Source organism: Sphaerisporangium perillae (assembly GCF_023276435.1).
Classification (GTDB): Bacteria; Actinomycetota; Actinomycetes; order Streptosporangiales; family Streptosporangiaceae; genus Sphaerisporangium; species Sphaerisporangium perillae.
Map to the genome: position 1 here is coordinate 96,125 of NZ_JALLPO010000007.1, position 25,523 is coordinate 121,647.

At 70.9% G+C, this 25,523-nt stretch carries 24 protein-coding genes and 1 riboswitch; of the genes, 20 read left to right on the forward strand and 4 right to left on the reverse strand.

Annotation, left to right across the window (positions count from 1 at the left end; translation table 11 throughout):
* Window positions 1-133: 133 nt before the first annotated feature.
* Window positions 134-1,591 carry a multicopper oxidase family protein gene (locus tag MYF83_RS08770; protein ID WP_248959723.1) on the forward strand — a complete coding sequence of 486 codons (1,458 nt, stop codon included), beginning with the start codon at window positions 134-136 and terminating at the stop codon, window positions 1,589-1,591.
* Here the strand turns inward: MYF83_RS08770 and MYF83_RS08775 are convergent.
* Window positions 1,588-2,691: an MFS transporter gene (locus MYF83_RS08775; protein WP_248959724.1), complete on the reverse strand. Its 1,104-nt coding sequence runs from the start codon at window positions 2,689-2,691 to the stop codon at window positions 1,588-1,590. The two genes, MYF83_RS08770 and MYF83_RS08775, sit on opposite strands and share 4 nt — an antisense overlap.
* Window positions 2,692-2,945: 254 nt before the next feature.
* Between MYF83_RS08775 and MYF83_RS08780 the strand changes: the two genes are divergently transcribed.
* The 6 genes from MYF83_RS08780 to MYF83_RS08805 all read left to right on the forward strand — a co-directional run bounded on the left by MYF83_RS08780 (window position 2,946) and on the right by MYF83_RS08805 (window position 9,821).
* Window positions 2,946-4,556, forward strand: coding sequence for an ABC-F family ATP-binding cassette domain-containing protein (locus MYF83_RS08780; protein ID WP_248959725.1), 1,611 nt, complete (start codon window positions 2,946-2,948; stop codon window positions 4,554-4,556).
* Between the two features lie 85 nt (window positions 4,557-4,641).
* Window positions 4,642-5,463, forward strand: coding sequence for an FxLYD domain-containing protein (locus tag MYF83_RS08785; RefSeq protein ID WP_248959726.1), 822 nt, complete (start codon window positions 4,642-4,644; stop codon window positions 5,461-5,463).
* Window positions 5,464-5,549: 86 nt separating this feature from the next.
* Window positions 5,550-6,656: a saccharopine dehydrogenase family protein gene (locus MYF83_RS08790; RefSeq protein ID WP_248959727.1), complete on the forward strand. Its 1,107-nt coding sequence runs from the start codon at window positions 5,550-5,552 to the stop codon at window positions 6,654-6,656.
* Window positions 6,657-6,937: 281 nt separating this feature from the next.
* Window positions 6,938-8,491, forward strand: a complete 1,554-nt coding sequence (locus tag MYF83_RS08795) for a hypothetical protein (RefSeq protein ID WP_248959728.1) — start codon at window positions 6,938-6,940, stop codon at window positions 8,489-8,491.
* Window positions 8,475-9,125, forward strand: a complete 651-nt coding sequence (locus MYF83_RS08800; protein ID WP_248959729.1) for a hypothetical protein — start codon at window positions 8,475-8,477, stop codon at window positions 9,123-9,125. Before MYF83_RS08795 ends, MYF83_RS08800 begins: the two co-directional genes overlap by 17 nt.
* A gap of 141 nt (window positions 9,126-9,266) precedes the next feature.
* A complete protein-coding gene (locus MYF83_RS08805) occupies window positions 9,267-9,821 on the forward strand; it encodes a C40 family peptidase (RefSeq protein WP_248959730.1) in 555 nt (184 codons plus the stop codon).
* Between the two features lie 114 nt (window positions 9,822-9,935).
* On the opposite strand, the gene MYF83_RS08810 is transcribed toward MYF83_RS08805, so the two are convergent.
* Entirely contained in the window at window positions 9,936-10,481 is a 546-nt protein-coding gene (locus MYF83_RS08810) for an inorganic diphosphatase (RefSeq protein WP_248959731.1), read from the reverse strand.
* A 100-nt stretch (window positions 10,482-10,581) separates the two neighbouring features.
* Here MYF83_RS08810 and dacB point away from each other — a divergent pair, with 100 nt between their 5' ends.
* The 11 genes from dacB (at window position 10,582) to MYF83_RS08865 (ending at window position 20,377) form a co-directional block, all read left to right on the forward strand.
* Window positions 10,582-11,985, forward strand: coding sequence for a D-alanyl-D-alanine carboxypeptidase/D-alanyl-D-alanine endopeptidase (gene dacB, locus MYF83_RS08815; RefSeq protein WP_248959732.1), 1,404 nt, complete (start codon window positions 10,582-10,584; stop codon window positions 11,983-11,985).
* Window positions 11,986-12,013: 28 nt separating this feature from the next.
* The gene (locus MYF83_RS08820; RefSeq protein WP_248959733.1) at window positions 12,014-13,105 is read left to right on the forward strand and encodes an Rv3626c family coenzyme F420 biosynthesis-associated protein; all 1,092 of its coding nucleotides are present in this window, start codon (window positions 12,014-12,016) and stop codon (window positions 13,103-13,105) included.
* Between the two features lie 26 nt (window positions 13,106-13,131).
* Window positions 13,132-14,109 (forward strand): tRNA lysidine(34) synthetase TilS, encoded by a 978-nt coding sequence (gene tilS, locus MYF83_RS08825; protein WP_248959734.1) that lies wholly within the window; start codon window positions 13,132-13,134, stop codon window positions 14,107-14,109.
* A gap of 13 nt (window positions 14,110-14,122) precedes the next feature.
* The gene (gene hpt / locus MYF83_RS08830) at window positions 14,123-14,680 is read left to right on the forward strand and encodes a hypoxanthine phosphoribosyltransferase (protein WP_248959735.1); all 558 of its coding nucleotides are present in this window, start codon (window positions 14,123-14,125) and stop codon (window positions 14,678-14,680) included.
* Between the two features lie 279 nt (window positions 14,681-14,959).
* Window positions 14,960-16,978: an ATP-dependent zinc metalloprotease FtsH gene (ftsH, locus tag MYF83_RS08835; RefSeq protein ID WP_248959736.1), complete on the forward strand. Its 2,019-nt coding sequence runs from the start codon at window positions 14,960-14,962 to the stop codon at window positions 16,976-16,978.
* A gap of 3 nt (window positions 16,979-16,981) precedes the next feature.
* Window positions 16,982-17,569, forward strand: a complete 588-nt coding sequence (folE, locus tag MYF83_RS08840; protein ID WP_248959737.1) for a GTP cyclohydrolase I FolE — start codon at window positions 16,982-16,984, stop codon at window positions 17,567-17,569.
* A gap of 117 nt (window positions 17,570-17,686) precedes the next feature.
* Window positions 17,687-18,544, forward strand: a complete 858-nt coding sequence (folP, locus tag MYF83_RS08845) for a dihydropteroate synthase (protein WP_248959738.1) — start codon at window positions 17,687-17,689, stop codon at window positions 18,542-18,544.
* The gene (locus tag MYF83_RS08850; RefSeq protein WP_248959739.1) at window positions 18,541-18,975 is read left to right on the forward strand and encodes a nuclear transport factor 2 family protein; all 435 of its coding nucleotides are present in this window, start codon (window positions 18,541-18,543) and stop codon (window positions 18,973-18,975) included. The genes folP and MYF83_RS08850 overlap by 4 nt, the downstream gene beginning before the upstream one ends.
* Window positions 18,976-18,991: 16 nt before the next feature.
* On the forward strand, window positions 18,992-19,357 hold the full coding sequence (gene folB / locus MYF83_RS08855) for a dihydroneopterin aldolase (RefSeq protein WP_248959740.1): 366 nt from the start codon (window positions 18,992-18,994) through the stop codon (window positions 19,355-19,357).
* Window positions 19,354-19,860 (forward strand): 2-amino-4-hydroxy-6-hydroxymethyldihydropteridine diphosphokinase, encoded by a 507-nt coding sequence (gene folK, locus MYF83_RS08860; RefSeq protein WP_248959741.1) that lies wholly within the window; start codon window positions 19,354-19,356, stop codon window positions 19,858-19,860. Before folB ends, folK begins: the two co-directional genes overlap by 4 nt.
* A 61-nt stretch (window positions 19,861-19,921) precedes the next feature.
* Window positions 19,922-20,377, forward strand: coding sequence for a DUF3180 domain-containing protein (locus tag MYF83_RS08865; protein WP_248959742.1), 456 nt, complete (start codon window positions 19,922-19,924; stop codon window positions 20,375-20,377).
* 158 nt (window positions 20,378-20,535) lie between these two features.
* Here MYF83_RS08865 and MYF83_RS08870 read toward each other — a convergent pair whose 3' ends face one another.
* Window positions 20,536-21,690 (reverse strand): NADH-quinone oxidoreductase subunit D, encoded by a 1,155-nt coding sequence (locus MYF83_RS08870; protein ID WP_248959743.1) that lies wholly within the window; start codon window positions 21,688-21,690, stop codon window positions 20,536-20,538.
* 18 nt (window positions 21,691-21,708) lie between these two features.
* Window positions 21,709-23,070, reverse strand: coding sequence for an aminotransferase class V-fold PLP-dependent enzyme (locus MYF83_RS08875; RefSeq protein WP_372500117.1), 1,362 nt, complete (start codon window positions 23,068-23,070; stop codon window positions 21,709-21,711).
* Between the two features lie 77 nt (window positions 23,071-23,147).
* Window positions 23,148-23,263: riboswitch (SAM riboswitch) on the reverse strand.
* A gap of 165 nt (window positions 23,264-23,428) precedes the next feature.
* Here MYF83_RS08875 and MYF83_RS08880 point away from each other — a divergent pair.
* Together MYF83_RS08880 and MYF83_RS08885 are read left to right on the forward strand one after the other, a co-directional pair.
* On the forward strand, window positions 23,429-24,205 hold the full coding sequence (locus MYF83_RS08880) for a TerC family protein (protein ID WP_248959744.1): 777 nt from the start codon (window positions 23,429-23,431) through the stop codon (window positions 24,203-24,205).
* A 67-nt stretch (window positions 24,206-24,272) separates the two neighbouring features.
* Entirely contained in the window at window positions 24,273-25,475 is a 1,203-nt protein-coding gene (locus MYF83_RS08885) for a cytochrome P450 (protein WP_248959745.1), read from the forward strand.
* Window positions 25,476-25,523: the final 48 nt, after the last annotated feature.

Sequence of the window (25,523 nt, forward strand, 5' to 3'; positions counted from 1 at the left end):
CGAGTCAGCAATCTAAAGGAAGCCACCGCGGATACGGCGGGTGCAACGTTCTTGTGGCGAGTGTCTCGCCGGGGGGTGCGTTGCGGCGGTTCGGAGGGGGCCGCGCCCCGGACGCGTATCGATTGGGGAACCGATGCTGAACCGGCGACGATTACTGGCACTCGGCGCCACCATGGGCGGGGCGATGCTGCTCCCGTTCACCAAGCTGACCCCGGTCGGGGCCAAGGAGGGGGAGCCGCTGCACCAGGGCTACCACCTGGGGGCCCGTACCGCGGCCACCGGCGTGCGGCCGGCCGTCACCCCGTTCTCCGTGCGGATGCCCGTGCCGCCGGTCCTGCAGCCGGCGCAGTCCGCCTACGGCACCGACATCTACAAGATGGTGATCAAGCCCGCCGAGGTCGAGATCGTGCCCGGCCTGCGCACCCCCGTGCTGACCTACGGCGGCTCCTTCGTCGGCCCGACCATCCGCGCGAAGTCCGGGCGCGCAGTGAAGATCGTGTACGGGAACCGGCTGGACATGCCCGCGAACGTGCACCTGCACGGCGGCCACGTGCCGCCGGGCAGTGACGGGCATCCGATGGACGTCATCCAGCCCGGCGAGGCCCGGCTTTACGACTATCCGAACACCCAGCAGGGCGCGACGCTGTGGTACCACGACCACAGCCATCACATGGAGGCCGAGCACGTCTACCGGGGCATGCACGGCTTCTACCTGATCGACGACGACAGCGAGAGGTCCCTGAGGCTGCCCCAGGGGGCGTACGACGTGCCGATCATGCTGCGCGACTCGGAGTTCGACGAGACCGGCGGGCTGATCTTCTTCGACGACCCGGCCAACCGCACCACGATCCTCGCCAACGGCAAGATCCAGCCCTACTTCCCGGTCGCCGCGCGCAAGTACCGCTTCCGGCTGCTCAACGCCTCCAACGAGCACGTCTTCCGGCTGAACCTCGGCGGCCAGGAGATGATGAAGATCGCCTCGGACGGTGGCCTGCTGCCCGCGCCCGTGCCGGTGACCGAGCTGGTGCTCGCCTCCGCGGAGCGGACCGAGATAGTGGTGGACTTCTCGCGCCACCCCGTCGGCGAGCAGCTGATCCTCTTCAACGGGAGCGACCCGGTGCTGAGGTTCGACGTCACGCGGGAGGCGGCGGACGACAGCTGGCTGCCCGACGTGCTGCGCCCGCTGCCCGCCCTGCCCGTGGCGCCGGTCGAGCGCGAGGTGGCGATGAGCTTCGACCTGTCGGGGACCGACCCGGTAGGGCTGGTGAACGGCAGGCCGTTCGATCCGGGCCGGGTCGACTTCCAGATCAGGCGGGGCACCACCGAGATCTGGCACGTCAGGAACGCCGACACCATCACCATCGACCACACGTTCCACATGCATCTCGCCCAGTTCCAGGTGCTGGACCGCAACGGCGGCCCGCCGCTGCCGCAGGACGCGGGCCTGAAGGACACCGTGCACGTCCCGCCGGGCGGGTCCCTGCGGATCCAGGCCACCTTCGGCGACTACCTCGGGCGGTACGTGTACCACTGCCACTACCTGGAGCATTCCTCGATCGGGATGATGGCCCAGATGGAGATCATCGCTTAACCCCCCTCTCGGTCCGCTCGCTCGCCCGATCCGCCTCGCCACAGTGCCAGGGCGATGAGCAGGTACAGGATGGCCGCGAGCGCGTAGAGCGGTCCGGGGCCGAGCCGGGTGGACCCGAGACCGTAGGCGGCGTACACCGGCACCGTGACCGCGTCCGCGCCGAAGCCGGCCATCGAGGTTACCGTGGCCCTGGCCCGGTCGGCGATGCGGTCCTGCAGGCGGGCCTCGGCCGCGGTCATCGCCCACTGGAAGATCCCGTACGCGACCGCGACCAGGATCATCGCGGCGGGACGGCCGTCGAGGGCCCCGGCGGCCAGGCATCCGGCGGCGAGGGCCAGCGCGGGCGCCGCCCACCGCGTGCCGCGCCCGGCGAACCATCCACCGAGCGTGGTGCCCGCCGTGACGAGCAGGACGAGCAGCGGCACGGCGGACGCGCCGGCGCCGGTGGACTCGGCGAGCAGGGGGATGTACTCGTCCAGCGCGCCCGCGCCCATGAGCACCACGACGAGCACCAGGGCGCTCCTGACGCGGGGGGCGCGCCGTACCTCGCGGACGCCGTCACGCAGCACCGTGCCGAAGCCCTGACCCTCCGGGGACGGGCCGCGGGACTCGGGGAAGGAGCGGCCGGCGAGGGCGCCGAGCAGGGTGACGGCGACGCTGGCACAACCCACCGCCAGGTAGCCGCCCATGGCGAGGACCGGCGCCGCCAGGACGGTCGCCGCCATAATGGCCGCCGTGCTGATCGCCTCGGACCGGCCCATGAGGCGCGCGTAGGCGCTGGACCGGCCCACCCTGGCCAGTTCCTCGTAGACCAGCGCCTGCAGCGTCCCGGAACGGAGCGCGCCGCCCGCGCCCCACAGCACGAAGCCGATCGCGAAGGAGGCGTAGGAGGGGAAGAAGGTCCACGCCGCGTACCCCGACGCGGTCAGCAGGGGCGCGACCACCAGCAGCCGCCTGCGGGAGAAGGCGTCCGCCCACAGGCCTGACGGCACCTCCAGCAGCAGGGAGGTGGCCGCCCAGATGACGAACAGCGAGGAGATCTCGGCGGTGGACAGCCCGGTGCCGGCGAACAGTACGGCATAGACCGGATAGAGCAGCACGAAGTCGTCGAGGAAGGCGTAGGCGTAGAGCCTGCCCGCGAGCCTCGACTCAGGTGAGGATCAATGTCGCCATGTCATGGCCGCACCATACGCCGCCACGGGGGAGCGGCGAAAGGCGTTTTCCGCTGCCGCCAGGCCGTACAGCCATATTTCGCTAATGTCGCCCGTCGCCCCGCCCCTCGGGCCGCCGGATATCCGGGTGCGGGACATCCCCGCAATAGGTAACCTCCGCGAGAAGGCTGGGGAGGATCGTCGTGGCGCACATAGAAGTCGGCCGTCTGACGTACGTACTACCGGACGGACGCCCGTTGCTGAACGAGGTCTCCTTCCGCGTCGGCGAAGGCGTCAAGGCGGCCCTGGTCGGGCCGAACGGCGCGGGGAAGACGACCCTGATGCGTCTCATCGCGGGCGATGTGCGGCCGGTCGAAGGCAGCGTCGCGAGCTCCGGCGGCCTCGGCATCATGCGCCAGTTCATCGGCAGCATCCGCGACGACCGCACGGTCCAGGACCTGCTGCTGTCGGTGGCCCCCGAACGGGTGCGCGAGGCGGCGCACAAGCTCGGCGAGACCGAGCTGGCCATGATGGAGCGCGACGACGAGAAGACGCAGATGCGGTACGCGCAGGCGATCACGGACTTCACCGACGCCGGCGGCTACGACATCGAGGTGCTCTGGGACACCTGCACGATGGCCGCGCTCGGCGCCCCGTACGACAACGTCAAGTACCGCGAGGTCAACACCCTGTCCGGCGGCGAGCAGAAGCGCCTGGTGCTGGAGGCGCTGCTGCGCGGCCCCGACCAGACCCTGCTCCTGGACGAGCCGGACAACTACCTGGACGTGCCGGGCAAGCTCTGGCTCGAGCAGGCGCTCAGGGAGACCCCGAAGACCGTCCTGCTCGTCTCCCACGACCGTCAGCTCCTGGCCAACGCCGCCGACCGCATCGTCACCGTCGAGTCGGGCAACGTGTGGGTGCACGGCGGCGGCTTCGCGACCTACGCCGCCGCGCGCAGGGAGCGCAACGAGCGCCTGGACGAGCTGCGGCGCCGCTGGGACGAGGAGCACGCCAAGATCAAGCGCCTGGTCGTGATGCTGAAGCAGAAGGCCATGTACAACGACGGCATGGCCCCGGCCTACCACGCCGCCCAGACGCGCCTGCGGCGGTTCGAGGAGGCCGGGCCGCCGGAGGAGGCGCCCAAGGACCAGCTGATCAGCATGCGCCTGCGGGGCGGCCGCACCGGCAAGCGGGCGGTGATCTGCGAGGGCCTGGAGCTGACGGGGCTGATGCGGCCCTTCGACCTGGAGATCTGGTACGGCGAGCGGGTCGCGGTGCTCGGCTCCAACGGTTCGGGCAAGTCGCACTTCCTGCGGCTCGTCGCGGGCGAGGAGGTCCGGCACACCGGTGTCGCCCGGCTCGGCGCGCGGGTCGTCCCGGGGCACTTCGCCCAGACGCACGCCCGGCCCGAGCTCCAGGGGCGGACTCCCTGCGAGATCGTCATGAAGGAGCACGCCAGGCTGAAGAACGAGGCGATGAAGGCGCTGGCGCGCTACGAGCTGGCGGGGAGCATCGCCGAGCAGCGCTTCGAGACGCTCTCCGGCGGCCAGCAGGCCCGGCTGCAGATCCTGCTGCTGGAGCTGTCGGGCGCGACGCTCCTGCTGCTGGACGAGCCGACCGACAACCTCGACCTCGCGAGCGCCGAGGCGCTGCAGGACGGGCTCGACCAGTTCGACGGCACGGTCCTGGCCGTGACGCACGACCGCTGGTTCGCGGCCGACTTCGACCGCTACCTGGTCTTCGGCGCGGACGGCCGCGTGTACGAGGCTCCGGAGCCGGTGTGGGACGAGGCGCGGGTGGCCCGCGAGCGCTGAGCGGGCCCCTGCGGCCGTTAAAGGTTTGGTACGGCTTGCGCGTGTCGGAGGAGTCACGCCCGACTAGCCGGGCTATGACGGCCTTGTGACCCACCGTAGTCGAAGCATTACGACAGCACTCGTACTGGCGCTCGGGACGGCGGCGGCGCTGCTCACCGGGTGCGGCGGCGAGCCGGAGCCGAAGCGGCCGCCGCTCAAGCCGCTCGTGATCAAGGAGCAGACGTCGTCGGTCACCCAGGGGACGGGTGGCTACGTGGTGACGTGGGCGGGCGTCATCGGCAATCCCAACCGCTGGTACTTCGGCGAGAACGTCGCCGCGACGGTGGTGGGACGCGACGCGGCCGGCAAGGAGGTCGTCCGCATGGAGCAGCCGCTGGACGCGGTGCCGCCGTCGGGGTCGCTGAAGTTCACCGGCCAGGCGACGGCGTCGGCCAGGCCGGTCGACGTGAAGCTGACCTACAAGCCGGCCCAGTGGCGGCTGGCGTCGCGGATCCCTTCGGCGTTCGTGCCGTTCCCGATCTCGTCGGCCAACACCGAGAAGCTCGGCAACGGCTCCTACCTGGTGACCGGCGCGGTCGGCAACCCGTACCAGAAGGCGGCGACCAGCCTCGTGGTGACCGCGCTGCTGCGCGACGCCGCCGGCCGGCTCGTCGGCGGCGCCAGCACATACGTGGACGACGTGCACGCGGGGTCCCCTCGCCGGTTCGTCCTCACGGTGGACAGCCTCAACGGCACGGGCCCGGTGACGCGCACCGACATCACCGCCCGCACGTGGGGATCGAGCGGCAGGCCGTACGAGGAACTGGCCATGAGCGGCGCGATGCCGCCGAGCACGGCCAGGCCGAAGACGCCGCCGTTCGCGAGGGACCGGGGGTACCAGGCGATGCCGGTCGACCGACGGCCGTGAGCGCCGGGCTGACGGTTCCCATTTCCGGCGGCGACCGGCCCGCCCCACTATGGATCTTGAAATCACCGGCGGGTTACGGTACTTACATGACTTCCCCCCGGATAGTCCTGTTCGGTGCCACCGGGTTCACCGGCCGGCTCACCGTCGACGCGCTTCTGGCGTGCGGCGCCCACCCGGTGCTGGCCGGACGCGACCCGCAGCGGCTGGAGGCGCTCGCCTCATCGTTGCCGGTGGACCTGCCGACCGCCGTGGCCGACGTGAACCGGCCGGCCACGCTCCGGCGGATCATCGAGCCGGGGACCGTGCTGATCTCCACCGTCGGGCCGTTCGCCCGTTGGGGGGAGCCCGCGGTCGAGGCGGCGATCGAGGCGGGCGGCGTCTATCTGGACTCCACGGGCGAGCCGACGTTCATCAGGCGGATCTTCCAGCGGTACGGCCCGGCGGCGGCCGCGTCGGGCGCGACGCTGCTCACCGCCTTCGGATATGACTACGTGCCAGGGAACCTGGCGGCGTCGCTCGCGCTCCAGGAGGCGGGCTCGGAAGCGGTTCGAGTGGATGTCGGGTACTTCGTCCGCGGCAACATGGCGCGCCGGGCCAGCGCGGGCACGCGTGCCTCCGCTCTCGGCATGGTCCTGGACCCGATGTACGGCTTCCGCGACGGCCGCATTCTCCGCGAGCACGGACGCACCCGGGTTTTCACCGTGAACGGCCGCAGCCGGCACGCGCTGTCCGTGGGCGCCTCCGAGCATTTCGCCCTGCCCCGGACGCATTCCGGGCTTCGCGAGGTCAACGTCTACCTGGGCTGGCTCGGCGGGCTGACCAGAGCCGCGGGCGTGCTGGCCAGGGCCACCCCGTTCATCGCGGCGATCCCCGGCGCCAAGCGGGTCACCGAGGCCGTCGCCGACCGCGTGATCAGAACGGCGGGCCGCGACGGCGCGCCGGCCACGGCCGGCGAGGGGATCACCTCCGAGATCGTCGCCGAGGCCTACGACAAGGGTGGCAAGAAGATCGCCACGGTCCAGTTGTACGGCGGTGACCCGTACGACTTCACCGCTCGCGTGCTGGCCTGGGGGGCCGTCACCGCCGCCACCGAGGGCGTGGCCGCCTGTGGAGCGGTGGGACCGGTCGAGGCCTTCGGGCTCGCGTCCCTGGCGCGAGGTTGCGAGCAGGCCGGATTGCACGCCTCCGCCTGATCGGCGGGAGCCCGTTCGGGGCTAATGGCAGGCTTGGCGGAATCAGTCGTCATGCGAAAAGTGGCACCATAAGGTGATGAAAAGGGGCGATGTTCCACCGCCGTTCACCTGCACCTTCGCCCACCGACCCCACTAATGGTGATTTGTCGAATTTGATGGCCATATCGGACGCGGGCCATCCCAAACAATCTTGCCGACTTTCATTACGGTATTAATACAAGGCAGGTCATTGTCCGGGAAGCGGTGGAGCGAGGAGTTACCGAACCTTTACTGTCGGTGACATGAATGACAGCGTCCTGGTCGAGGCACTCCGCGCCCGCGATCCGGGGGCCCTCGCTGCCCTCTACGACACCTACGCCGAGAGCATCTACAGATACGCCTGGGCGCTGCTCGGAAACTCCGACAGCGCGCAGGTCGCCCTGCGCGACACGCTGATCGCGGCAGAGGCCCACGTCCACGCGCTGGCCGCTCCCGAGCGTCTACGGGTCTGGCTCTACGCCCTCGCGCGAGGGGAGTGCCTGCGCAGGAGATCGGCACTCCAGCCGGTGGACGGCGACCAGACGGCGCCCGGCACGGTCCCGCCCGACGCCCCGGACGCCGACCTGCGGCTGGTCGCCATGAACGCCGTCGGAGCGCTGCCCGACGGTGAGCGGGAGATCCTCGATCTGCTCACCCGTCACGCCATCCCCGAGGACGAGTTAGGCGCCGTGCTCGGCATCACGGCCTCGCAGGCCGAGCAGCTCCGCCACGCCGCCTGCGACCGGCTGCAGGACCTCGTCACCACCGAGATCCTCGCCCGTAACGCCTCCCCCGACTGCGCCGGCAGGGCGCACATCCTCACCGGCTTCTCCGGGACGCTCGACACCGAGAGGCGTGAGCGGCTTCTCGCGCACATCGAGCACTGCACCGTCTGCGCCCCCCACCGCGAGCGCCAGGTCTCGGCCGCCAAGGTCTTCAACCTGCTTCCGCTCGCCGGGCTGCCCGAGACGCTGCGCGTGCGCGTGATGAGCTGCTTCATCGACCCCGAGCTGGTTCCCTACCGCCGGTTCGTCGCCCGCCGCACCGGCCTGCTCGGCGCCGACGGCTTCCCGGCCCGCGAGACCAAAGGGTCTCGGCGGCGGCCTCAGATTCTTGCGGGCACTGTGGCGGCGATCGCGATCGTCATCGCCGCTGTAGTCCTCGCCGGCGCCGTACGCCAGGCCGACGCACCCCTCGCTGGGAACGTCTACGGCGCCTTCCCGGCGCCCCGGCCTCCTTCCGCAGGGCAGGCGCCGGCGAGTTCGGCCGCCGCCGAGCCTCCCTCGTCGCTGACCCCCGTCGCCGGGGACACGCCGCCCGAGCCCTCGCCCGCGTCGGCGGTGCCCATCGCGGTCTTCGAGCCCGCCGGCGGGCTCGCCGCCCGGCCGCCGCGCGCGCCGGCCCCGTCGTCGTCCGCGCCGTCCTCGTTCCCGACGGCCAAGCCCTCGGACAAGCCGACGACCAAGCCCACGGACAAACCGACGAACAGGCCCACGGACAAGCCCGCGGACAGGCCGACCGGCGGTCCGACCAGCGTGGACCCGCCGGTGGCCACGCCCCGGCCCCCGGCCACGCCTCCCGGCCCGCCACGGGAGCGGCCGCCGGGCAGGCCCGGCCCGAGGGGCGACCATCAGCACCGTCCCCGGCGCAGCCCCTGCCCCGAGAGCGCCCGGCCCACCCCGACGGCGACGGGCACCTCACCCTCGCCGCCGCCGGCCACGTCGGACGGCGCGTCACCTCCGGCGGACGGCGCGTCCCCTCCGGCGGACAGCCCGGCGTCCCCGCCTCAGGCCGTGGGCCGTGTTCACCCTCAGTGAGGACTCCCCTCTCGGGTGCAGGGTCTTCCCGCGCCCGGTCGCGCCTGAACTGACCCGCCTCGTCCCCCGCGTCCACCGTGTCGACTGGCCGGTCTGGCACGATCCGGGGCCGCGCATGCTGCGCGACCTGCTCGAGCTGTGCCGCCTGCAGACCGCTCGCGGGCTGGCCGTGCTCTCCTGGCTGTCGCACGGCGAGGCTCCCGGGGACGTCGCCTGGCTCTGGCCCGGCCGCCGCCTCACCGGGCCGCGCCAGCACCTCATGTACACCGCGGCCACCGCGATCCCCGACCCTGTGCTCGGCCTGGTGGTCTCCAACTGGACCTGGGTGCTGGACACCCGGTTCGCCGGCCAGGTCACGGCGCCCTACCTCGCCGGCACCGCCTATCCCGACGACGGCTACACCGCCGCCCAGGCGACCGTCACGCTGATGCGCATCTGGGAGCGGCACGCCGACGCGCGGCCCGCCCTGGGCGCCGCGTGGGCGGCGTGCCGCACGGTCGCCGACTGGTGCAAGGCCGCCGAGCTGGGCGCCGCGTACGGACGCGAGGCGCCGGTCTTCACCTACCCTCGCAGCCCTCTGCCCCCACCGGCCGGCGTCCGCCCGTGGATCTCACGCCTGCTCCGCCTCGCCTGACCTCGCCTGACCTCGCCTGGTCACGGAGAGTAGCGAAAGGCGTGTGCGGAGCGTGACCGGTGGGAATCCTGTGGACTGTGTGGCGCGATGTCACTCCGCGCCACGCCTCATCCTCACCTTGGCGAGTCGAGAGGGGTGCGCATGCCACGGGATGTGCGACGCCGTGCGGCCGCTGTGGCGATCGTCCTCGCCTGCGGCCTGGTAGGAACCTCGGAGTGCGCGGCGTGGGCCCTGACCGGCGCCCACCCCGCCGCCACCGCCTACTGGTCGCCAGGGTCATGGGCGGCCTGGTCGGGGCGGCCCGTGACGGGCGGGCGGCTCGGCGACCGGGCGGCCAACTGGGCGCTGACCCAGCTCGGGAAGCCGTACGTCTGGGCCGCCGCCGGCCCGCGCGGGTACGACTGCTCGGGCCTCACCATGCGCGCGTGGCAGCGGGTGGGGGTGCCCCTGCCCCACTGGACCGGGACCCAGTGGACCTCGGGCCGGCGGGTGCCGCTCGCCTCGCTGCGCCGGGGCGACCTGCTGTTCTTCGGGCGTCGCACGCGCGACCCCGGCACCATCGCCCACGTCGGCATCTACATCGGCGGAGGCCAGATGGTCCACGCCCCCAAGAGAGGGGACGTGGTGCGCATCGCCTCCATCTGGCGCCCGAACATGGTCGGCGTGGTCCGGCCGAAGAACCGGGTCGCCACGTGAGCACGGGCGCGTGGTGCTTCGCCTGCCTGGTGTCGGCGGGCCGCGGCGGCCGGTCCTTCGTCATGGCGTGCCGCGCGGCCGTACAGCGCCGGCGCGGACGGGCGCGGACGGCGATCAGTGCTCGTCGATGACCGGATGCTCCTCGCCCGCGGCGGGCTCCTCACCCTCGGCCGGCTCCTCGTGATCGAGAGCGCGCTTGATCGAGCGCTGGATCTCCACCTCGGCCTCGACCCGGCCGACCCAGTTGGCGCCCTCGACCGACTTGCCCGGCTCGAGGTCCTTGTAGACCTCGAAGAAGTGCTGGATCTCCAGCCGGTCGAACTCCGGGACGTGGTGGATGTCGCGGATGTGCTCCATGCGGGGGTCGGTGGCCGGAACGCAAAGGACCTTGTCGTCCCCGCCCTTCTCGTCGGTCATCCGGAACATCCCGACGGCCCGGCAGCTGATCAGGCAGCCGGGGAACGTGGGCTCCTGGAGCAGGACGAGCGCGTCGAGCGGGTCGCCGTCCTCACCCAGGGTGTTCTCGATGAAGCCGTAGTCGGCGGGGTACTGCGTGGAGGTGAAAAGAAGACGGTCCAGCCGGATGCGGCCCGTCTTGTGATCAACCTCGTACTTGTTGCGTTGTCCCTTAGGGATCTCAACGACAACGTCGAACTCCACTGCGGTTCCTCCGCTCAAGCCTCCCGGGCAGTCCGGGGCGGGCGTTAATGTCTCGTAGGCGTATATCCAGGATGACGCATGCGGGAAAGAGGTCGGTGAGGTGGTGCGGCGCGAGCGCTTGGTAGCGGTGGCGACCCTCGCCCTGCTGCAGGCGTTCGTCTGCGCCGCCGGCGCATACGTTCTCGCAGGTGGGCCGGGCGACGATCTCGCCACGAAGGCCCCGGCCAAGACCGTCACGCCGACACCGGCTCCCGTCGCCATCGTGACCGCGGGCCCGGTGCTGCCACCGGCTCCTGACGGACCTCTTCCGGGAAAGGGTACTTTGGCGGCCCGGCTCACCCGCGCGCTGGGCGACTCCGCGCTCGGCGGCAGCGTCGGCGCCGTCGTGATCGACGTCGGCGGGCGGTCCACGTTGTTCGGCAGCGCGGCGAACACGGGTCTGACCCCCGCCTCCACCACCAAGATCGTGACCGCCGTCGCGGCGCTGACCTCCCTGGGCCCCGACACGCGGGTCGCCACGCGCGTCGTCCAGGAGAAGCCCGGCACGATCACGCTGGTCGGCGGGGGCGATCCGACGCTCGCCGGTCCGAAGGCCGCGAGGTCGCCCGGCTATCCCCGCTCCGCCTCGCTGGTCATGCTGGCCTCCCGCACGGCGCGCGCGCTGAAGGCGGCGGGCGTCACCTCTGTGAGCCTGTCCTACGACGATTCGCTGTTCAGCGGGCCGCGCACCGCGCCCGGCTGGAAGCCGGGGTACGTGCCGGAGGGCAGCGTCGCCCCCGTGACCGCGCTCACCATCGACGAGGGCCGCCAGAACCCCGGCGGCTCGGCGCGGTACGCCGACCCGCCGGAGTCGGCCACCGAGGCTTTCGCCTCCTTGCTGCGGCGCTACGGCCTCAAGGTGGGCAAGCAGGTCAAGCGGGACGAGACGGCGTCCACCGCCCGCGAGATCGCGAGGGTCGAGTCCCCGCCGGTGTACGAGCTGGTCGAGCACATGCTGACGCAGAGCGACAACGACCTGGCCGAGGCGCTCGCCCACCTCGTCGCGGTCAAGGAGGGCAGGCCCGGCACGTTCTCGGGCGTCGCGCAGGCCATGCAGAGCACGCTCAAGAGGCTCGGCGTCGCCGACGGCGTCCTGGTCTACGACGGCAGCGGGCTGTCCACCCGCAACCGCATCACCCCGGCCGCGCTCGCCCGGCTGATCGCCCTGGCGGCCTCGCCGGCCAACCCGCACCTGCACGCCGTCATCAGCGGGCTGCCCGTCGCCGGGTTCACCGGCACCCTCGGCCACCGGTACGACAAGCGCGACAGCAAGGCGGCGGCGGGAGTGGTGAGGGCCAAAACGGGCACGTTGAACGGGGTGAACACCCTGACGGGACTCTCCAGGACCGCCGATGGCCGGCTCGTGGCCTTCGCGTTCATGGCGGACAAGGTGACCGATCCCGACGGGGCAGTGGCGGCGCTCGACCGGCTGGCCGCGCTCGTCAGCGGGTGCGGTTGCTCATAACCGCACCGCACGACGTACGGTGGTGAATATGCAGGTGATCGACTGGGATCTGGCCGTTTCTACTGGTGTCCGCCTTGTCCGACCCGGGCCACAGGTGACCCGAGAGGAGGCCAGGCATGCCGTCACCGAGCTCCGGCGGTTGTCGCGCGAGGCCGAGGGGCACGTGCAGGAGTTCGCGCGCATCAACGGGGCGGCGGAGCCCGAGGAGGCCACCGTCGTCGACCGCCCGGGCTGGATCCGCGCCAACGTCGAGGGGTTCCGGGTCGTCCTGGAGCCGCTGACCGAGCGCATGACCTCCCGGCGCACCCAGATCCCGGCCATCGTGGGCGCCGTCGGCTCCCGGGTGACCGGCGTCGAGGTGGGCGCGGTGCTGGCGTTCCTGGCGACGCGCGTGCTCGGGCAGTACGAGCTGTTCCTGCCGCCCGACCCCGGCGGACGCTCCCCCATCGGGCGGCTGACCTTGGTCGCGCCCAACATCGTGCACACCGAGCGGGAGCTCGGCGTCAACCCCCGCGACTTCCGGCTCTGGGTCTGCCTGCACGAGGAGACCCACCGGGTGCAGTTCACCGGCGTGCCGTGGCTGCGCGAGTACGTGCGCGCCCAGATGACCGAGTTCCTCCTCGCCTCCGACATCGACCTCGGCACCATGCTGGAGCGCCTGCGCGCGGCCTCGGACGCCGTCGCCGACGCGCTCAAGGGCGGTGAGGGCAACCTCATCGACGCCATCCAGACGCCGGAGCAGAAGGAGATCCTCGACCGGCTCACCGCGGTGATGACCCTGGTCGAGGGGCACGGCGACTACGTGATGGACGCCGTCGGGCCCACCGTGGTGCCATCGGTGGCCGACATCCGCTCGAAGTTCCAGCACCGCAGGGAGGGCGGCTCCCGGTTCGACAAGACGATCAGGCGCCTGCTCGGTGTCGAGCTCAAGCTGAAGCAGTACGCCGAGGGGTCGGCGTTCGTGCGCAAGGTCGTCGACGAGGTCGGCATCGACGGGTTCAACCGCGTCTGGGGCTCGCCCACGACGCTGCCCGACCACAGCGAGATCAAGAATCCCGAGCAGTGGATCGCCCGCGTGGTGCACGCCCCCGAGCTCCCGTCGGCGAACGGGCACGGGTAGGTCCCGCTCCGCACCAAACTAGGAGCATGGGACCGCATCCCGCCGTCGCGGAGATCCGCCGTGCCGTACGGCTGTCGCTCGCCGATCTGCCGCAGGGCGCCCTCGTCCTGGTCGCGTGCAGCGGCGGCGGCGACTCGCTGGCGCTCGCCGCCTGCCTGGCGTTCACCGCGCCCCGGCAGGGGCTGCGCGCGGGGCTGCTGACCGTCGACCACGGCCTGCAGGAGGGTTCGCGCGAGCGTGCGGAGGAGGTCGTGGGCCTGGCGTCCAGGTTCGGCCTCACGCCGGCGGAGGCGCTCACCGTGACGGTGGGCAAGGCCGGCGGGCCGGAGGCCGCCGCGCGGGAGGCCAGGTACGCGGCGCTGTCGCCGGCCGCGAGACGGCTAGGCGCCTCGGCGGTGCTGCTCGGGCACACGCGCGACGACCAGGCCGAGACCGTGCTGCTGCGGCTGGCGCGGGGGAGCGGCACCCGCTCCCTGGCCGGGATGCCCGCGGCCTGGGGCATCTACCGCAGGCCGCTGCTCGGCGTCGCCAGGGAGACGACCCGGCGCGCGTGCGAGGCCCTGGGCCTGGCTCCCTGGGACGATCCACACAATGCCGACTCCGCGTACGCCCGGGTGCGCGTCAGGCACGACGTCCTCCCGGTGCTCGAGGGGGCGCTCGGGCCCGGCGTGACCGAGGCGCTCGCGCGTACCGCCGGGTTGTGCAGAGACGACGCCGACGCGCTGGACGACTGGGCGGACGAGGTCTACGCCCGGCTCAGGGGCATCGGCGTGGACCTGACGGTCGAGGGGCTGAAGGAACTTCCCGCCGCGGTCCGCCGCAGGGTGATCCAGCGGGCGGCCCTCGCGGCGGGCGCGACGGCCTCGGCTCTGGCGGCCGTCCACATCGAGCAGGTGGACCGCCTGGTCACCGAATGGCGCGGGCAGCGGCTGGTGGAGCTACCCGGGGGGGTGGGAGTGGTCCGGCGGTATGGCACCCTGATATTCGCCAGCACCCTCTCATGAAGGAAAACCCCAGGTGGACGCAGCCGACATGGGCAAGGACCTGGAAAAGGTCCTCATTCCCGAGGAAGAACTTCAGGCGAAGATCAAGGAGCTCGCCGGACAGATCGACGCGGACTACGAGGGCAAGAACCTACTGATCGTCGGGGTGCTCAAGGGTGCGGTCATGATCATGGCCGATCTGGCGCGCGCGCTGCACATCGAAGTCCAGATGGACTGGATGGCCGTCTCGTCGTACGGGGCGGGCACCAAGTCGTCGGGCGTCGTCCGGACGCTCAAGGACCTCGACACCGACATCGCCGGGCGCCACGTCCTCGTGGTGGAGGACATCATCGACTCCGGGCTGACCCTGTCGTGGCTGGTGCACAACCTCCAGTCGCGCAACCCCGCCTCGGTGGCGATCTGCACCCTGCTCCGCAAGCCGGAGGCCGTGAAGGTGCCGATCGATGTGAAATACGTCGGGTTCGACATCCCCAACGAATTCGTGATCGGATACGGGCTCGACTATGCCGAGCGCTTCCGCAATCTGCCGTTCATCGGCACCCTGGCGCGGCACGTATACGGTGCGGAGTAAGCCCTGAGCGAAGTTCTGTGCCGTCAACTGGTGAGATACGTCGTCATTCGGTCTCCTCGTGGGGAACACGGGGCCACCTGACGTACGTTGGTAGGACAAAGCCGGTGTCGCCGGAGCAGTGACCCTGCGCCGCGCCCCGGTGTACCTTCGGATGTCTCCGGAGGTTCGACTGCCTCCGGGCAGTCAGTAGGAGCGGTTCGGGATGCCGCTAACCCCGGGTTCGCCCGGGGCGTCAGGCCGTGTTCAGGAAGGGACGGGCCCGCAGGGGTTCCGCATCGGATGGATCTCAAGCGATTTACACGTGGGCCACTGCTGTGGATCCTGGGCATCGTCGTGCTGCTCCTCCTCGCCTCCACATTCTGGAGCGGCAACAGCAACTATGCCCAGAAGGACACCTCGTTCGTCATCAGCCAGATCGAAAATGGCAATGTCAACAACGCGGTGATCGTTGACAAGGACCAGCGCATAGAGATCAAGACCGCCCAGAAGGTTCAGGGCGAAGATCGCTTCTACGCGTACTGGGTCCAGGGGCAGGGCGTCGAGCTGCAGAAGCAGCTCCAGACGCAGGTTGCGGCCGGCAAGCTGCCCGGCGGGTACAAGGTCACCGTGCCGACCGAGAACTTCCTGGTCGGGCTGCTGGTGAGCTTCCTCCCCATCGTCATCATCGTCCTCATCTTCCTGTTCATCATGAACCAGATGCAGGGCGGCGGTTCCCGGGTCATGAACTTCGGGAAGTCCAAGGCGAAGCTCATCACCAAGGACACCCCCAAGACCACCTTCGCCGACGTCGCGGGCGCCGACGAGGCCATCGAGGAGCTCCAGGAGATCAAGGAGTTCCTGCAGGCCCCGGCCAAGTTCCAGGCGATCGGCGCGAAGATTCCCAAGGGCGTGCTGCTGTACGGCCCGCCCGGCACCGGCAAGACCCTGCTGGCCCGCGCGGTCGCGGGTGAGGCCGGCGTGCCGTTCTACTCCATCTCCGGTTCCGACTTCGTCGAGATGTTCGTCGGCGTCGGCGCCTCCCGGGTCCGCGACCTGTTCGAGCAGGCGAAGGCCAACGCTCCGGCGATCATCTTCATCGACGAGATCGACGCCGTCGGCCGGCACCGCGGCGCGGGCCTCGGCGGCGGCCACGACGAGCGCGAGCAGACGCTGAACCAGCTCCTGGTCGAGATGGACGGCTTCGACGTCAAGGGCGGCGTGATCCTGATCGCGGCGACCAACCGGCCCGACATCCTCGACCCCGCGCTGCTGCGTCCCGGCCGTTTCGACCGTCAGGTCGTCATCGACCGGCCCGACCTGGAGGGCCGCAAGGGCATCCTCCGCGTCCACGGGCGGGGCAAGCCGTTCGCGCCGGACGTCGACCTCGACGTCATCGCCCGCCGCACCCCCGGGTTCACCGGCGCCGACCTGGCCAACGTGATCAACGAGGCGGCGCTGCTGACCGCCCGCCAGGACCAGAAGCTCATCACGATGGGCACCCTCGAGGAGTCCATCGACCGCGTGATGGCGGGTCCGGAGCGCAAGAGCCGGGTCATGTCCGACCAGGAAAAGAAGATCATCGCCTACCACGAGGGTGGGCACGCGCTGGTCGCCCACGCCCTGCCGAACTCCGACCCGGTGCACAAGATCACGATCCTGTCCCGTGGCCGCGCGCTGGGCTACACGATGACGCTCCCCATGGAGGACAAGTTCCTCGCCACCCGGTCCGAGATGCTCGACCAGCTGGCGATGCTGCTCGGCGGGCGCACCGCCGAGGAGCTGGTCTTCCACGAGCCGACCACCGGCGCGGCCAACGACATCGAGAAGGCCACCTCGATCGCCCGGCGCATGGTCACCGAGTACGGCATGAGCGAGCACCTCGGCGCCCGCAAGTTCGGCACCGGCAACAGCGAGGTCTTCCTCGGCCGTGACATGGGCCACGAGCGCGACTACTCCGAGAAGATCGCCTCGACGATCGACGAGGAGGTCCGCCGCCTGATCGAGGCCGGGCACGACCAGGCCTGGGAGATCCTCGTCCAGTACCGCGACGTGCTCGACAACCTCGTGCTCGAGCTCATGGAGAAGGAGACCCTCTCCCGCCAGCAGGTCGTGGAGATCTTCGCCTCCGTGGTCGTCAGGGAGAAGCGCCCGTCCTACTCCGGGTACGGCAAGAGGCTGCCCTCCGACCGGCCGCCCATCCTGACGCCCAAGGAGATCGCGGGCAACGGCAACGGCGCCGCGCTCCCGGCGGGCAACCAGGCCGCTCAGGGGGCGACGCTGACCAACGACCACCACCCGGCGCCCCAGGACGAGGCCTGACGGGTGACCGCCGAACCGTTCAAGGTCGACTCGGCCCGGATCGAGAAGGCCGTTCGCGAGATCCTGCTCGCGATCGGTGAAGATCCGGACCGGGACGGCCTGCTCGACACCCCCGCCCGGGTCGCACGCGCCTACGCCGAGCAGTTCGCCGGGCTGGGGCAGACTCCGCAGGACGTCCTCACCACCGTCTTCGACGCCGACCACGACGAGATGGTCCTGGTGAAGGACATCGAGGTGTTCTCCACCTGCGAGCACCACCTCGTCCCCTTCCACGGGGTCGCCCACGTCGGCTACGTGCCCAACGAGAAGGGGCAGATCACCGGTCTGTCCAAGCTCGCCAGGCTGGTCGACGTCTACGCCAGGCGCCCCCAGGTCCAGGAGCGCATGACCTCGCAGATCGCCGACGCGCTCATGGCCGTGCTGGCGCCGCGGGGGGTCATCGTCGTGATCGAGGCGGAGCACCTCTGCATGACCATGCGAGGGGTGCGCAAGCCGGGCGCCAAGACCATCACCTCGGCGGTGCGCGGCGACTTCCGCGACAGCGACAGGACCCGTGCCGAGGCGATGGCCCTCATCCTCGGCCGCCGCTGACCGCTCTGGGCCGAGTTCGGCACGTGTGGAATATCACGTGCGGGTCGGGCCGATTCGTTATCCACAAGCCGGACCCATGGCACAGATCGTCACCGGGGAGCACCTAGGCTGGACGCCATGACCACATGGAGGGTGCCGGGGTTGCCCCACGAGGGGCGCTGTCTGGTCATGGGCGTGGTCAACGTCACCCCTGACTCCTTCTCCGACGGCGGCCAGTCGTTCGACCCCGACGTCGCGGTGCGCCACGGCCTCGAGCTCGTCGAGCAGGGAGCCGACATCGTCGACGTGGGCGGCGAGTCCACCCGTCCGGGCGCCGCGCGGGTGTCCCTGGAAGAGGAGCTGCGCCGGGTCGAGCCGGTCATCCGCGTCCTGGCACAAGAGGGCGTGACGGTGAGCGTCGACACGATGCGCGCCGAGGTCGCCGAGGCGGCCGTAGGGGCCGGGGCCGCCCTGGTGAACGACGTCAGCGGCGGTCTCGCCGACCCGGTGATGCCCCGCGTGGTGGCCGCCGCGGGCGTGCCCTACGTCGTGATGCACTGGCGCGGCCACAGCCACGAGATGGAGGGCCGCGCCGTCTACTCCGACGTGGTGACCGAGGTCGCCGAGGAGCTGCGCAAGCGGGTCGACTCCGTGCTCGCCGAGGGCGTGGCGGAGCACCAGATCATCGTGGACCCGGGCCTCGGCTTCGCCAAGCGAGCGGAGCACAACTGGCCACTGCTCGCCGGCATCGGCAGGCTCAACGAGCTGGGCTACCCCGTCATCATCGGGGCCTCGCGGAAGCGGTTCCTCGGTCGCCTGCTCGCCGATCCCGACGGCACGCCTAGGCCGTTCAGCCGATCCGACGACGCCACGCTCGCCGTCACCGCGCTGGCCGCCCACGCCGGCGCCTGGTGCGTGCGGGTCCACCGGGTGCGTCCCAACGCCGACGCCGTCCGCGTCGCGGCCGCCTGGCTGGACGGGGAGGGGGTCCGATGAGCACGACCGCTGCGGAGATCGAGAAGCTCAACGAGGCTTTCTACACCGCGATCGAGGGCGGCGACCTCGACCGGATGACCGAGATCTGGGCCGACGACGAAGAGGGCCGGGTCGCGATGTGCGTGCATCCCGGCTGGCCGATGCTGACCGGGCGGTCGGAGGTCCTGCGCTCCTGGGCTCTGATCATGGCCAACACGCCGTACATCCAGTTCGTGCTGACCGACGTGCGCACGACCGTGATCGGCGATGTCGCGGTGCTGACCTGCGCCGAGAACATTTTGACCGCCGCCGACACCGAGGACGCCACCTTCGCGGCGGGCCGGGTCGTGGCGACCAACACCTTCGTCAGGACCATGGGGGGCTGGCGGCTCTGGTCCCACCACGGCTCCCCGGTCCTGCAGGGCGATGACGACGAGGAAGCCGAGGAGTGACCGCGAGGTGGGGGCGATGAGCGCGGACACGGTGAGCCTGGTGGGGCTGCGGGCGCGGGGCAGGCATGGGTGCCTGCCGGCCGAGCGCGAGCTGGGGCAGGAGTTCGTGGTGGACGTCACGCTCCACCTGGACACCGCCCCGGCCGCTGCCGGTGACGACCTGAGCAAGACCGTCGACTACGGCGAGCTGGCCGTCAGGCTGGCGGGCATCGTCGAGGGGGAGCCGGTCAACCTGATAGAGACGCTGGCACAGCGCCTGGCGGACGCCTGCCTTGCCGGCGAGCTGGTCGAGGAGGTCGAGGTGAGGGTGCACAAGCCCGCCGCGCCCATCCCGCTTCCGTTCGACGACGTGGTGGTGACGGTTACAAGGAGGCGGCAATGAAGGTCGTTCTGGCGCTGGGCAGCAACCTCGGCCGCCGGTTCGACACGCTGCAAGGCGCCGTCGACGCGCTTTTCGACGCGCCCGGGCTGGACTTCGTGGCGGTGTCGCCGGTGTACGAGACCGATCCCGTCGGTGGGCCGCCCGACCAGCGCCCCTATCTCAACGCGGTCGTGATCGGCAGCACCATGACGCTCGGGCCCCAGGCGATCCTCGAACGGGCTCTCGGCGTGGAGGCGGCGTTCGGCCGGGTGCGCAAGGAGCACTGGGGGCCACGCACCCTCGACGTCGATCTGATCATGGTGGGTGACCTGATGTCGAGCGATCCCGAGCTCACGCTTCCACACCCCCTCGCTCACGAGCGGGCGTTCGTGCTGGTGCCGTGGTCGCAGGCCGACCCGGGGGCGGTGCTTCCCGGCCGGGGGTCGGTGGCCGGGCTGCTCGCCGATCTCGACCAGAAGGGCGTGCGGCTCCGCCCCGATCTGGCGCTACAGCCACCAGACTGACGTAGGCCGTCACACTGACGTGTGTGCCGGGTCGCTGAAGGGCAAACGAGGAGGATCGCGCGTGAAACCGAGCCGTCCCGGCGTGCTCGTCCTGCTGTTGGCCGTTTTCGCGGTCGTGACGTGGGCCCTGCTGCAGAAGGTCTACTCCGACCTGCCGACCGTCCCGTGGACCGCCATACCCACCGTGCTCCTCCTCGCGGTCGGCGAGGCGTACAGCGGATGGATGACCAAGGCGCGCATCGAGCGCAGGCCCGACACCAAGCCGGTGGAGCCGCTGGCGGTGGCCCGGCTGGCCGCCCTGGCCAAGGCGTCGGCGTACGTGGGCGCCGCCTTCGCCGGGATCTTCGCGGGCTTCGTCTTCCACGTCCTCCAGATGCTCGACCAGGACACTCCCCGGCGTGACTTCTTCCTGGCCGGCGGGTCGCTGCTCGCCTGCGTGATCCTGATCTGCGCGGCCCTCTTCCTGGAGCACTGCTGCAAGGTCCCGAGGGAACCGGACGACGACACCCGCGCGTGAACGTGCCGGGACGCACGAAGCGGGGCCCGGCTTCGCGCCGGGCCCCGCTTCGCACGGAGCCACCCTTGATCCCTATCCCTTTACGCAGGGTCCTTCTTTACGAGATACGGGCGGTTAAACCTCTCTCCCGGAATCGGCCTCGCGGCGGAGGTGAGAGGTCACTTGTCGATGTCGCCGACGACGAAGAACATCGAGCCGAGGATGGCCACCATGTCGGCGATCAGGTGGCCGGGAAGCATCTCCCGCAGCACCTGGATGTTGTTGTAGGACGCGCTGCGCAGCTTGAGCCGCCACGGGGTCTTCTCGCCGCGGGACACCAGGTAGTAGCCGTTGATCCCGAGGGGATTCTCGGTCCAGGCGTAGGTGTGGCCCTCGGGGACCTTCAGCACCTTCGGCAGCCGCTGGTTGATGGGCCCCGGTGGCAGCGACCTGAGCCGGTCCACGCACGCGTCGGCGAGGTCGAGCGAGACCTTGACCTGGTCCAGCAGCACCTCGAACCGCGCGTGGCAGTCGCCGGCCGAGCGCGTGACCACCTTGACCGGCAGCTCGCCGTAGGCCAGGTACGGCTCGTCGCGCCGCAGGTCGAGGTCGACCCCCGAGGCGCGTGCGATCGGGCCGCTGACGCCGTACTGCAAGATCGTCTCACGGTCGAGCATCCCGACTCCGCGGGTGCGCGCGATGAAGATCTCGTTGCCGTAGATGAGGTTCTCGATGTCGGCCAGCCGCTTGCGCACGTCGGCCACCGCCCGCGTCGCCCGGTCGAGCCAGCCGTACGGGAGGTCCTCCTTCAGCCCGCCGACCCGGTTGAACATGTAGTGCATGCGCCCGCCGGAGATCTCCTCCATGACGGCCTGCAGGGTCTCGCGCTCGCGGAAGGCGTAGAAGACCGGGGTGATGGCGCCGAGCTCCAGGGGATAGGAGCCGAGGAACATCAGGTGGTTCAGCACGCGGTTCAGCTCGGCGAGCAGCGTGCGCGCCCAGACGGCGCGCACCGGCACCTCCATGCCGAGCATGCGCTCCACGGCCAGCACCACGCCCAGCTCGTTGGCGAACGCCGAGAGCCAGTCGTGCCGGTTGGCCAGCACGATGATCTGCCGGTAGTCGCGAACCTCGAAGAGCTTCTCCGCGCCGCGGTGCATGTAGCCGATGATCGGCTCGGCGGAGGCGATGCGCTCGCCGTCCACGGTGAGCCGCAGGCGAAGGACACCGTGGGTCGAGGGGTGCTGGGGCCCGATGTTGAGGATCATGTCCTCGGTGGCGAGCTCCTTGGCCCCGGCCCCGACCCCCACGAACCGCTCGGAAGGTTCGGTCATAAGGCCCATGCTGTCACGTCAGCGCCGGGAGACAAGATCTGAGAGGGCGGCGACCAGGCGCTGGACGTGCTCTTCGATGGTGCCGATGCCGATGGACGCCCGCACGGCGCCGGCCGAGCCGTCCTCGCACGTGCCGTCCGCGGCCTTCCCGACGCCGTCCAGCAGGTGGTTGACGAAGGGATGGGCGCAGAACCTGCCGTCGCGCACGCCGATGCCGTACTCGCAGGACAGCGCCTCGGCGACCTCGCGGGCCGTCCAGCCGTCGACGACGAACGACACGATGCCGACCCGCGGGTGGGCGGGCCCCCAGAGGGACAGCTCGTGGACGCCTTCGATGCGGGCGAGCCCGTCGCGCAGCAGCCCGACCAGCCGCTCCTCCTCCTTCACCAGCGGCGTCCAGCCGGTGGCCGACAGGGCGTCGCAGGCGGCGGCCAGCGCGATGGCGCCGAGCACGTTCGGCGTGCCGGCCTCGTGCCGCTGCTCGGGGTCGGCGCTCCACTCGGTGTCCAGCGGGGTGTTCTGTCCCGCGCCCCCGGTGACCGACCTGGAGGCGCCGCCGCCCCGCAGGTACGGCTCGGCCCCGGCGAGCCAGTCGGCCCGGCCGATGAGGGCGCCCGCACCGAAAGGCGCGTACAGCTTGTGCCCGGAGAACGCCACGTAGTCCAGGTCGAGCGCGGTCAGGTTGAGCGGGCGGTGCGGGACGAGCTGGGCGGCGTCGACGAGGATGCGCGCGCCGTGCCGGTGGGCGATGTGCGCGAGCGCGGCGATCGGCCATAGCTCGCCGGTGACGTTGGAGGCCGCGGTGACGACCAGGAGCTTGGGCCCCTCGATGGCCGCGAGGGTCTCGTCGGCGGCGCGCACCGCCTCGCCGGGGAACGCGGGCGGCGCCAGCCGTACGGCATGCGGCCAGGGCAGGAGGGAGGCGTGATGCTCGGTCTCGAAGACGACGACCGTGGTGCCTTCCGGCAGGCAGCGGGCCAGCAGGTTGGAGGCGTCGGTGGTGTTGCGGGTGAACACGACGGCGTCGCCGGGACGGGCGCCGACGAAGGCGCGCACGGTGTGCCTGGCCTGCTCGTAGCGCGCCGTCGTGAGCTGGGAGGCGTACCCGGCGCCCCGGTGCACGCTGGAGTAGGCCGGAAGCGCGGCGGCGACCGCGGCGCTCACCGGCTCGAGACACGGCGCGCTCGCCGCGTAGTCCAGGTTCGCGTACGGCAGGAGCCTGCCGCCCTTGACCGGCACCAGCAGGTCCTCCCCGAGCACGGCCGGGATGGCCCACCGACCGGCGGCGGCGTCGCCGTCGACCCGGGAGGCCGGGACGCCGGCCGCGGCGTGGACGAAGGGCGTCGCGGCGGGGGACGTGCCGGAAACGGCGGGGGAGATGCTGTTAAGGACGGTGAGAGCAGACAACGACGGCCTCCTAGGGTCATGGGACCCCGGCCATGGCGTTGGAACGACGGAGCCCGCGCTTGCCCGGCACACCTCGCGCCGGACCTGGTCTTCACCCGGGGCACCCCGCCGCGAGCGCGAGGGTTGCCGGCCAGCGAGCCGGGGCTTGGCGCTGGCACTCATGACCTACGGGGACTATAACCCAGATCCCCCGCGCCTCCGCAACCTCACGGGCGTGCGGTGGACGCCTCCGGCGTATGGCGAACTTTGCCGGGCCGTCGTGCGTTGACAGGGGACGGACTCCTCCCCGAGGGGCCGTGAACAGCACGGATACCGGCACGGAGGAGGCGCTGTGGAGTGGATCGCCAACCCGGAGATCTGGATCGGGTTCCTGACCCTGGTCGCCCTGGAGATCGTGCTGGGGATCGACAACATCATCTTCATCTCGATCCTCGCCGGGAAGCTTCCACCGGAGCGGCGCGACCTGGCGCGCAAGGTCGGCCTGGGGCTGGCGATGCTGAGCCGCCTGGCGTTGCTGCTCGCGCTGTCGTGGGTCGTACGGCTGACGCAACCGCTGTTCGAGGTGTTCGGGCAGGCGATCTCCGGGCGAGACGTGATCTTGATCCTTGGAGGGTTGTTCCTGCTCGGCAAGAGCGCCTTCGAGATCGGTGACAGCCTGGAGGGGGCGCCAGGCCATTCCAGCGGGAAGGTGGCCGCCTCCTTCACGGCGGTGATCGTGCAGATCATGCTGCTGGACGTGGTGTTCTCCCTGGACTCGGTCATCACCGCCGTCGGCATGGTCGACGAGCTCGGCGTCATGGTGGCCGCGGTCATCGTGTCGGTGGTGATCATGCTCTTCGCGGCGGGACCGATCAGCGCGTTCGTGGAGAGGTACCCGAGCATCAAGATGCTGGCGCTGTCCTTCCTGCTGCTGATCGGCGTCGTGCTCATCGCCGAGGGCTTCGAGCAGCACATCTCCAAGGGGTACATCTACTTCGCCATGGCGTTCTCGCTGGGCGTGGAACTGCTCAACATCAGGGCGCGCAGGAAGGCGGGCGTCCAGCGGCCCGTGGAGCTGCGGGAGCGTTACGACGAGCCGTCCCGGCCCGACGGCACTCCGGCGTCGTGACCTCGCCCGGCTGACCTGGCCGGGCGGCGGGTGTCGCCCGGTAAGAAATCCCATTTACGATAACTTTGTGCGATTTGATCCGTGGAATCCCGACTTCGTCGCTCATCCGTACGACGTGTACCGGTGGCTCCGCGACGACGAGCCGGTCAGCTACTTCGAGCCGACCGGCCAGTGGCTCGTCGCCAGGCACCAGGACGTCAACGCGGCGCTGCGGGACCGCAGGCTCGGCCGCTCCTACCTGCACGTGGCCTCGCACGAGGAGTTCGGCCGGGAGCCCGAGCCGGACTTCCAGGAGCCGTTCTGGCGGGTGATCCGCGCGGGCATGCTCGACGTCGAGCCGCCCGTGCACACCCGGCTGCGCCGGCTGGTCTCCAAGGCGTTCACGCCGCGCATGGTCGAGGAACTGCGCCCCCGGGTGCGCCGCATCGCCGGAGAGCTGGTCGACGGCTTCGTCGAGCGCGGGGGCGGCGACCTGCTGGCCGAGGTGGCCGAGCCGCTGCCCGTGACCGTCATCGCCGAGATGCTCGGCGTGCCCGAGGCCGACCGGCACCTCCTGCGGCCCTGGTCGGCGGACATCTGCGGCATGTACGAGCTCGCGCCGTCCGCCGAGGCGCAGCACACGGCGGTGCGCGCGGCGTCGGAATTCGCGGAGTACCTGCGCGGGCTGGCGGCCGAGCGTCGCGTGAACCCCGGAGACGACCTGATCAGCGCGCTGGCGCAGGTCATGGACGAAGGCGACGCGCTCACCGAGGACGAGCTCGTCGGCACGTGCGTGCTGCTGCTCAACGCCGGCCACGAAGCCACCGTGAACGTCACGGGCAACGGCTGGTGGTCGCTGCTGCGCAACCCCGGAGAGCTGGAACGGCTGCGCGGCGACCTCTCGCTGCTGCCCACCGCCGTCGAGGAGCTGATGCGCTGGGACACCCCGCTGCAGATGTTCGAGCGCTGGGTGCTGGAGGACATCACCATCGGAGGCGTGGACATCCCGAAGGGCGTCGAGGTGGCCCTGCTCTTCGGCTCGGCCAACCGCGACCCGGAGGTCTTCGACGACCCCGACCGGCTGGACGTCGGCCGGAAGGACAACCCGCACATCTCCTTCGGCGCCGGCATCCACTTCTGCCTGGGCGCTCCGCTGGCGCGCATCGAACTCGTGGAGTCCTTCGGCGCCCTGCTGAAGGCGGCCCGCAAGATCGAGCTCGTCGAGCAGCCGGCGTGGAAGCCGAACTACGTCATCCGCGGCCTGGAGTCGCTCAAGATCTCCACAGGCTGACGCGGTCGTCCGGCGCGTGGAGCGACGGGGCGGCAGCGGAAGGTCAGG

Coding starts and splice junctions, on each gene's coding strand:
- MYF83_RS08770 (WP_248959723.1), top strand. CDS start 134: ATGCTGAACCGGCGACGATTACTGGCACTCGGCGCCACCATGGGCGGG.
- MYF83_RS08790 (WP_248959727.1), top strand. CDS start 5,550: ATGACTTCCCCCCGGATAGTCCTGTTCGGTGCCACCGGGTTCACCGGC.
- MYF83_RS08795 (WP_248959728.1), top strand. CDS start 6,938: ATGAATGACAGCGTCCTGGTCGAGGCACTCCGCGCCCGCGATCCGGGG.
- MYF83_RS08805 (WP_248959730.1), top strand. CDS start 9,267: ATGCCACGGGATGTGCGACGCCGTGCGGCCGCTGTGGCGATCGTCCTC.
- MYF83_RS08820 (WP_248959733.1), top strand. CDS start 12,014: ATGCAGGTGATCGACTGGGATCTGGCCGTTTCTACTGGTGTCCGCCTT.
- tilS (WP_248959734.1), top strand. CDS start 13,132: ATGGGACCGCATCCCGCCGTCGCGGAGATCCGCCGTGCCGTACGGCTG.
- ftsH (WP_248959736.1), top strand. CDS start 14,960: ATGGATCTCAAGCGATTTACACGTGGGCCACTGCTGTGGATCCTGGGC.
- folP (WP_248959738.1), top strand. CDS start 17,687: ATGACCACATGGAGGGTGCCGGGGTTGCCCCACGAGGGGCGCTGTCTG.
- MYF83_RS08850 (WP_248959739.1), top strand. CDS start 18,541: ATGAGCACGACCGCTGCGGAGATCGAGAAGCTCAACGAGGCTTTCTAC.
- folB (WP_248959740.1), top strand. CDS start 18,992: ATGAGCGCGGACACGGTGAGCCTGGTGGGGCTGCGGGCGCGGGGCAGG.
- folK (WP_248959741.1), top strand. CDS start 19,354: ATGAAGGTCGTTCTGGCGCTGGGCAGCAACCTCGGCCGCCGGTTCGAC.
- MYF83_RS08870 (WP_248959743.1), bottom strand. CDS start 21,690: ATGACCGAACCTTCCGAGCGGTTCGTGGGGGTCGGGGCCGGGGCCAAG.